The sequence below is a fragment of the Sulfurimonas sp. genome (assembly GCF_041563035.1).
Taxonomy (GTDB): domain Bacteria; phylum Campylobacterota; class Campylobacteria; order Campylobacterales; family Sulfurimonadaceae; genus Sulfurimonas.
In genome coordinates, this window is record NZ_JBFFNS010000019.1 from 38,741 (window position 1) to 46,934 (window position 8,194).

Consider the following 8,194-nt stretch of genomic DNA (forward strand, 5'->3'; position numbering starts at 1 on the left):
ACATGCTAGAAATAAGTAAATCAATACAAATATTAGATGATAGTGATATAGGTGATAATATCTTTCACTATGAGTATAATGTAAAGCATTTACTTTCTCTAATAAAAAAAGGTGTAGATGAAGAAGATACTCTTTTTTTAAGCTCATATCGCTCTTTTGAAGGCGAAGTATATGAGAACTTTATATATGAAAAACTTTTAAGATATGCCGAGGAAAATGACAACATAGAGAAATTTATTCTCAAAGGTTTTCATCAAGGCAGACAAAAAGCTCACGCAAATACGCTTTCCATAAGTGAAAAACAGCAAATTGTATATAGAACAAAGAGCAGAGAAATTAGCGAGTTTGATGCAATGCTTGTCACTAAAGATAAAGAACTTTATTTTGTTGAGATGACTCTTGTAAAATCTGTTTTAAAACTAAGAAAGAGACTTCGAAAGAAAAAAGCACTTCTTGAAACTATTTTTCCTGACTATGATATTAAAGCACTTATTATACTTAATGAAGGGGCTACTGGAACAAGACAGTTCCCAGATTATTGTAAAGTATGGTTTACGCAAGAGTTTTCTGCAAATAATGTCTTAGATTACATAAAAAATCCAAATGCAAAAGAATTAGCACCTATATCTAAGGTTAATTCTCCAAAAATGGTTGAAGCACATTCATTTAAACTTTACCAGTTCAGATACTATAACACAATGTCTTGGATAACAAAAACTATCAGGTCTCATAAAAAACATATCATTGATATGGGATTTTTAATGAAAGATACTGTTCAAAGATACCATGACTTGTATAATAAATTTTATATTGGCTATCTTAGTGTAGAAAATGCAAGAGAACTCCTTAGTCTTGAGGAAGAGTATCAAGATGGTCAAAGAGTTGTCGTTGCTATAGAAAAAAAATATAGTGATGAGATAGTTCTAACCTACTATATACAAAAAGGGCGTAAAAACTTATATCTATATTCTTTTGAAGATGATGGAAAAATAACTAAAGAGAAAAAAGATCCATATGGAATCACTGTAACTGAAGTCTTTCATATGAATAAAATGATGGATGATAGTTATGAGCTTAATATGTCAAATATTAAGATGATTAAAAAATTGCTCAGAGAGAGATTTGAGAGAGACTCAAAGAAGTCTTAGACTTCGTAGGATATAGAAGCTGCTCTCTCTTTATATGCCTGTAAAGGTTCTTTAGTCTCATCTTTTAATGATAAGAACTCATCTAATTCCTGATGTCTATTTTGTAAAATACTCTCAAAATCTTCCTGTGTTACAGGCTTGTTGTCTGTAAACTTATCTAGTAAAATATTACTTGCACCCATTAGAACAAGATAACTTTGCTCACCAAAATCAAGCATAACTACACTATTGGAATTGTCTATGCTCTTTTGAAATCTAATAGATACATTATTGTCTTTTAGAGATGTTGTTTGCTGATTCTCTTTAAATAACCAAGAATTTTGTTGTTCTTTCCTATTTTTTGGAGATGCTCTTCTTTTTATCATAAGTAAAAGGATGATTCCAACGATTAGTATAGCAATCACGATATAGTAACTTTGGGTCATCTCACCATCTTTTTTAGTGGGTAATGATGCAAGTATGTTACTACTGTCAGAAGCAGGTTTTTTTACTTGTGTAGGAATTTTTGAGCTAAATCTCAATCTTAGTCCATAAGCGTCAGAGGTCTTAGAAGCTTTTAGTGTTACATCATTTGCAACAGATGCAACTATTTGTGTATATCCGGACATTGGAGTTATGTTAATAGAGTGTAAAAATTTAGAAGATACTTTTTTAAGTTTTGCAGACTCTATCTTAGCATCTGTAAGTTTAATGATTATTTTAGATTGCGAAATACTTTGTTTTATAACTCCCTCATAAGGAGTATCAAAAGTGATCATTACATCCGCTCTATCTGTTCTGTCATAAATATTATAACTTAGAATCTTTGAGGCATTTAGGGCTAGAGGAAGAAGAAAAATAAGTAAAAGTCTAATCATAGTCTCTCTTTTGAAAGATGGTATAAAACAGCACTAGAGTCTAGTACCTCATTAATACGAATAGCAAGGTTTTTCTCATAAACCATAACTTCGCCTTTACCGAGTATTCGACCATTTACATAAGACTCAACACTTTCACCGGCTGGTTTTTTAAGGTCTATTATAGAACCTTTTTCAAGTTGTAGTATCTCAGCTATAGTTAACTCTGTTTCACCAAGGTCAGATACAAATTCCACTTCCATGTCCAAGAGACCGCTATAGTTCATCCATGACAGTTCTTTATCCTCATTAAATGGGATTTCTTTTTCACCGTAGCTATGCTTTCTTCTCTTAGCCAATTATAGTTCCTTGATCGCTATTATCATTTCATCATTTTCAATTTTAACGATTTTTGCCTCATCGTATGCAAAGTCAAAGTTGTCTATCTTTTCAAAGTGAGGTATGTTGATGGTATACGGGTTTTCATCGGCTTCTTCAGCGATTACTTTAGCACTGCCAACTATGAGGTTTGTAGTCTCTAATGTCATATCTATTAAAGTCTCCTCATCACTCTCATCTTCTTCTAGAAAAAGCTTTGAAATTCTCTGCATAAAATTTTCATCTGAAGCTATATAAACTCTATGTTTTTTACCGTCTTGAGCATCTATATCTATATAAGCAATTAGTGTTCTCTTTTCATTGATACCATCATGGATAACATGTGGTTCTCGGATTTGATGTATACAAAAATTTTCTGAGGCTTGAATTATAGTTTTTAACATTTATACCCTTTATTTAGCTTGATTATACTTCATTCAATCTCAAAGCAAAATTAAAGTATAAATAATAAATCAACTATAAAGCCTAGTAGGGGTATAATTCGCTAAAAGTTTTTAATGGTACTTAATGATTGAATTGATATTTCTTGGTGTAACTGTTGGTATAGTTTCTGGCTTCTTTGGTATTGGAGGAGGGACAATATTAGTTCCTCTTCTTTTACTGCTAGGATACGATACGAAAATAGCAATAGGTATAGCCATTGTGCAGATGGTTTTTAGCTCTGTTTTTGGAAGCTATCTAAACAACAAAAAAGGCACCTTAGATGTTGCTATGATAAGTAGTATCGGAATTGGTGGTTTTATTGGAGCACTGCTTAGCGGTAACATAGCTTCTAGTTTTAGTGATAATACCCTAGAAATGGTCTTTTTAGCTTTTGCAGTTTTTGCATTGTTAAGACTCTTTTTTAAGACAAAAGAAGAAAGAGAACAAAAAGAGGTAAACAAAGTAGCACTTTTCATTATAGGGTTTTTCTTGGGTTCTCTTAGTATGACTATCGGTGTTGGTGGAAGTATTGTTCTGGTTCCTATTTTAGTCGGTTTTTTACATGTGCCGTTAAAAAAAGCTATTTCAGCAGGTCTGTTTTTTGTGGTGTTCTCATCAATAGCAGGTTTTATATCTCATGCAAGATTAGGGCATATAGATTTTGAGAGTGGAGTTATTATTGGATTGGCTTCTTTAGTTGGAGTCTATTTTGGTATCCATTTAAAAGATATAGTCAATACAGTGTTACAAAGAAGATTGCTGATCAGTTTTTACTTTTTAGTAGTTGTATATTTAGTTCAAAGAATATTTATTTAAAGGTTTTAAGTGAAGAAAAAAGATAGCATAATAATAACAGGCGCAAGAGAAAATAATTTAAAAAATATAAGTTTAACAATTCCAAAAAATGAGCTAGTTGTAATGACTGGTATCAGTGGAAGCGGTAAATCAACACTTGCATTTGATACACTATACGCAGAAGGACAGAGACGATATATGGAGTCTCTATCATCTTATGCCAGACAGTTCCTTGATCGTGTAGGAAAGCCTGATGTAGACAAAATAGAGGGACTTACTCCAGCCATCGCTATTGATCAAAAAACAACTTCTAAAAATCCACGTTCTACTGTAGGTACTATTACAGAGATATATGACTACTTTAGACTACTATATGCTCGTGTTGGTGTTCAGCATTGTCATAAATGTAAAAAAGTAATCTCACAGATGTCAGCATCTGATATCATCGGTGAAGTTGCAAAGCTTCCTGAGGGCGCTAAACTAGTACTTTTAGCTCCTCTTGTTCGTGAAAAGAAAGGCTCATATGCAGATATGCTGGAATCTCTCGTTCATAAGGGTTATGTAAGAGCTATGATAGACGGTGTTATGGTTCGACTTGACGATGAAATCGAACTGAGTAAGACTAAAAAACATACTATCAAAGTTGTAATAGATAGAGTTGTAGTAAAACCCGAAAACAAAGAGCGTATAGCAGCGGATGTTGAGAAAGCTTTAAAAGAGAGTTATGGTGAGTTAGAGATAGATATCTTAAATCATAAAGAACTTGGTTTGAGTGTATCCCAGATGCATTATAGTGAGCATAACGCTTGTTTTGACTGTAAGATAAGCTTTGATCCGCTTGAACCTCTTTCTTTCTCATTTAACTCACCTAAGGGTGCTTGTAGTGAGTGTGATGGTCTAGGTTTAAGATATGCGCTTGACCAAGATAAAATTATAGATATAGACTTGTCTGTGGAGAAGGGTGCTGTTAAGATTGTTTACGGCTTTAACAAAGGTTATTATTTTACATTTTTAAAGGGTTTCTGTGCTCACAATGATATTGACATCACAGTTCCTTATTCAGACCTCCCTGAACATCAGAAAAAAGCTATTTTACATGGTGGTATAGAAGAAGTGAGTTTTCTTTGGAAAAATCATGAAGTAAAAAGAATGTGGCCAGGGATAGTAAAAATAGCATACGATATGTTCAAAGATGAAAAAGAATTAGCTGATTACATGAGTGAGAAAGTATGTAATGTTTGTAATTCAAATAGACTAAAACTAGAATCTTTAGCAGTTAGAGTAGGTCAAAAAGGCATAGCCGAACTTTTAGAGATGCCAATAGGAAAAACTTACGAGTGGTTTGCACAAGAAGATAATTTTTCATACCTAGATGCACAAGATACGCAGGTAGCACTACCTATTTTAAATGAGATCAGAGAGAGACTATACTTCTTGTTTGACGTGGGACTTGGTTATATAACTCTAGGTCGAGATGCAAGAAGTATAAGTGGCGGTGAGGCTCAAAGAATTCGTATAGCATCTCAGATCGGCAGTGGTCTTACAGGTGTGTTGTATGTTCTTGATGAGCCAAGTATCGGTCTTCACGAAAGAGATACTCTAAAGCTTATTCGTACTCTTAGAAGTCTTCAAGAAAAAGGTAACAGTGTTATCGTTGTTGAGCATGACAAAGAGACTATAGAAAATGCTGACTTTATAGTGGACATTGGTGCTGGTGCAGGTAAGTTTGGTGGCGATGTTGTTTTTAGCGGAACATTGGACAAGTTGAAAAAAGCTAAAACACTGACTGCTGATTACTTATATGGAAGAAAGAAGATAGAGTACTTTTACAGACGTTCACAAGATAAATATATAGAGATAAAAAATGTAACTATAAACAATATAGAAAATTTAAGTGCAAAAATACCTCTGAATAACTTTGTTTGTATTACAGGAGTAAGCGGAAGTGGAAAGAGTTCTTTGATGCTTCAAACTCTTCTTCCTACAGCAAGAGAGCTACTTAACCATGCAAGAAAAGTAAATAAAGTTGCAGGTGTAGAGATTACTGGACTAGAAAATGTAGATAAAGTTATCTATCTCGATCAAAGCCCGATAGGAAGAACACCAAGATCTAATCCTGCAACTTATACCGGCGTAATGGATGAGATAAGAAATCTTTTTTCTCAAACAAAAGAGTCTCAGATTCGCGGATACACTACTTCAAGATTTAGCTTTAATGTTAAAGGCGGTAGATGTGAGAAGTGTCAGGGTGAGGGTGAAATAAAGATAGAGATGCACTTCCTGCCGGATATTATGGTTAATTGTGACACTTGTCTTGGTACTAGATATAATCAGCAGACTTTAGAAGTTTTTTACAAAGGTAAAACGATTTCTGATGTTCTTAATATGAGCGTAGATGAAGCCTTTGAATTTTTTAAGCCGATTCCAAAGATACACCAAAAGATGAAAACTCTTGTTGATGTAGGTCTGGGTTATATCTCTCTTGGTCAAAATGCCGTAACACTATCAGGTGGTGAGGCACAAAGAATCAAACTAAGCAAAGAGTTAAGCCGTAAAGATACAGGGAAAACTCTATATATACTAGATGAACCTACAACAGGGCTTCACTTTGCAGATGTGGACAGACTGACAAAAGTCCTTCATCACTTTGTAGAGCTCGGAAATTCTGTACTCATTATTGAGCATAACTTAGACATGATTAAAAATGCTGACTGGGTTATAGATATGGGTCCAGAAGGTGGCTCAGGCGGTGGTCTTATTATCGCAGAGGGTTCACCTGAAGACTTGGCTATTTCTCATAAAGATAATGGCAGTTATACAGGTGCATATTTAGAAAAAGAGCTAGCCCTACATAGTGACTAAACGCTCTGTTTTACGCTATTATTTTAAACAATATCCATGTTGTTAAAAACGAAAGAAGAACGCCATACCCAACTATTGCAGAGCTTAGCCTCGGAGCTAAACCTGCCATAGATGCTACTGCTCCTGCCGTAATCATAGGTCCCATTCCAGCTTCCATAATAGAAACACTTGAAGCTAAACCTTCCCATGAAAAAATCATAGATATAAAAATAGCTACTGCTGGAGCTAAAATAAGTTTTACACTAAGTGCACTAAAAAAAGGTTTTATATCCTCTTTTGGCAGTTTAAATCTTAACTGTAAGCCTACCGCAACAAGAGCCAAAGGAACTATAGTACTTGCCAGTGAAGATAAAACACTAGTTATGACAGGATGAAATGTAGTTCCTATAAAAAATAGTGCTACAAGTAGAGATAAGAATGGTGGAAAAGTAATAATTTTAATAGCTATGGCTTTGACATTAACATCTTCTGTGTTCGAATAATATACAGAAATAAAAGTACCATATGTTGAAAGCATGATAAATGAACCTAGTTGATCGTACATCAAGACATAAGGCAGTGCTGAATCTCCAAAGTATGCTTGAATAACTGGAATACCTACAAATGAAGTGTTTCCTAAAACCCCAACAAGCATCAAAGCTCCTGTGACTTCTTTAGAAAACTTAAAAACCTTAGATATATAATATATTACAACAGCACTCACACCCATGACTATCCATGCTATGATAATAGGTATAAGAACTTCAAAAGAAAAACTTAGTTTTGGTATCTGCAGCAGAGCCATTGCCGGTAGTGAGATGTACAAAATAAATTGATTTAGTATAATAGGAGTGTCTCTAGGGAAGATATCCCGTTTATTGATGATATAGCCGATAAAGAGCGCTACAAATATGAGAGCAAAATTTTCCATTATCTTTTAAATAGTTTCACTTCACATGTGTTGTCACCGGAGATAGTACCATGCTCTTGAACATAATCTATCCCCCAGTTAAACATACTCTCTAAAACAGGTCTTAGTTTTTTGCCGATAGGAGTAAGAGAATAGACTACTTTAGGTGGAACTTCCGGAAAAACTTCTCTATGGATTATCTTTTTACTTTCTAGTTCTTTTAGTTTTACTGTTAAAGTTTTTTGAGTTATCTCAGATATCTCTTCGTGTAGGTCTTTAAATCTTTTATCATTCTCAAGTAGATGCCATATAATGCTCATCTTCCATTTATCGTTAAAAATATCTAGAGTTACTCCCACAGAGCACTTAAACTCTTTGTCATTTACATAGTACATAATATTCCTTGTTCTGTAATTATATCATAAAGTAAATTTAACTCCATTACTTACCTAAAGTATCGTAAGCAACAATTAAGTTCATAAGCTATATAATTTTCAAAAGTTAATAAAATAAGGACACTCCAAGATGAATGATTTTATGTATCACAATCCTACTAAAATAGAATTTGGTAGGGCAAAAGAGAATAATATAGGTCAATATATTAAAGAAGCAAATATCGAGAGTGTATTGCTGGTATATGGAACAGGAAGTATCAAAAAAAATGGACTATATGAGAGGGTTATAGCATCTCTAAAAAATAATGGCATCTCTTATGAAGAGCTAGACGGTGTTGTTAGTAATCCACTTTTAAGCAGAGTAAATGATGGTATCAAAATAGTAAAAGACAAAAATATTCAAGCTGTTCTCGGTGTTGGCGGCGGTTCTGTCGCAGACTCTGCTAA

At 33.8% G+C, this 8,194-nt stretch carries 9 protein-coding genes; 4 read left to right on the forward strand and 5 right to left on the reverse strand.

Annotated features, from left to right (window positions below):
- Positions 1–2 precede the first annotated feature (2 nt).
- Positions 3–1,148 carry a hypothetical protein gene (locus tag ABZC13_RS11325; protein ID WP_373003734.1) on the forward strand — a complete coding sequence of 382 codons (1,146 nt, stop codon included), beginning with the start codon at positions 3–5 and terminating at the stop codon, positions 1,146–1,148.
- Here the strand turns inward: ABZC13_RS11325 and ABZC13_RS11330 are convergent.
- From ABZC13_RS11330 to ABZC13_RS11340, 3 genes are read right to left on the reverse strand one after another with little or no spacing between them, the layout of a single operon-like run.
- Positions 1,145–2,005, reverse strand: coding sequence for a hypothetical protein (locus ABZC13_RS11330; protein WP_373003737.1), 861 nt, complete (start codon positions 2,003–2,005; stop codon positions 1,145–1,147). The genes ABZC13_RS11325 and ABZC13_RS11330 overlap by 4 nt on opposite strands.
- Positions 2,002–2,343 carry a flagellar motor switch protein FliN gene (fliN, locus tag ABZC13_RS11335; protein WP_373003740.1) on the reverse strand — a complete coding sequence of 114 codons (342 nt, stop codon included), beginning with the start codon at positions 2,341–2,343 and terminating at the stop codon, positions 2,002–2,004. Before fliN ends, ABZC13_RS11330 begins: the two co-directional genes overlap by 4 nt.
- Positions 2,344–2,766 (reverse strand): chemotaxis protein CheX, encoded by a 423-nt coding sequence (locus tag ABZC13_RS11340; protein ID WP_373003743.1) that lies wholly within the window; start codon positions 2,764–2,766, stop codon positions 2,344–2,346.
- Between the two features lie 124 nt (positions 2,767–2,890).
- On the opposite strand from ABZC13_RS11340, the gene ABZC13_RS11345 reads away from it, so the two are divergent.
- Both ABZC13_RS11345 and uvrA read left to right on the forward strand, forming a co-directional pair.
- Positions 2,891–3,622 (forward strand): sulfite exporter TauE/SafE family protein, encoded by a 732-nt coding sequence (locus tag ABZC13_RS11345; protein ID WP_373003746.1) that lies wholly within the window; start codon positions 2,891–2,893, stop codon positions 3,620–3,622.
- 9 nt (positions 3,623–3,631) lie between these two features.
- A complete protein-coding gene (gene uvrA, locus ABZC13_RS11350) occupies positions 3,632–6,463 on the forward strand; it encodes an excinuclease ABC subunit UvrA (protein WP_373003749.1) in 2,832 nt (943 codons plus the stop codon).
- Positions 6,464–6,473: 10 nt separating this feature from the next.
- Here uvrA and ABZC13_RS11355 read toward each other — a convergent pair whose 3' ends face one another.
- Entirely contained in the window at positions 6,474–7,373 is a 900-nt protein-coding gene (locus ABZC13_RS11355; protein ID WP_373003752.1) for an AEC family transporter, read from the reverse strand.
- A complete protein-coding gene (locus tag ABZC13_RS11360; RefSeq protein ID WP_373003755.1) occupies positions 7,373–7,747 on the reverse strand; it encodes a winged helix-turn-helix transcriptional regulator in 375 nt (124 codons plus the stop codon). The genes ABZC13_RS11355 and ABZC13_RS11360 overlap by 1 nt, the downstream gene beginning before the upstream one ends.
- A 130-nt stretch (positions 7,748–7,877) precedes the next feature.
- On the opposite strand from ABZC13_RS11360, the gene ABZC13_RS11365 reads away from it, so the two are divergent.
- A partial coding sequence (locus tag ABZC13_RS11365; protein ID WP_373003758.1) for an iron-containing alcohol dehydrogenase occupies positions 7,878–8,194 on the forward strand: 317 nt, incomplete at its 3' end.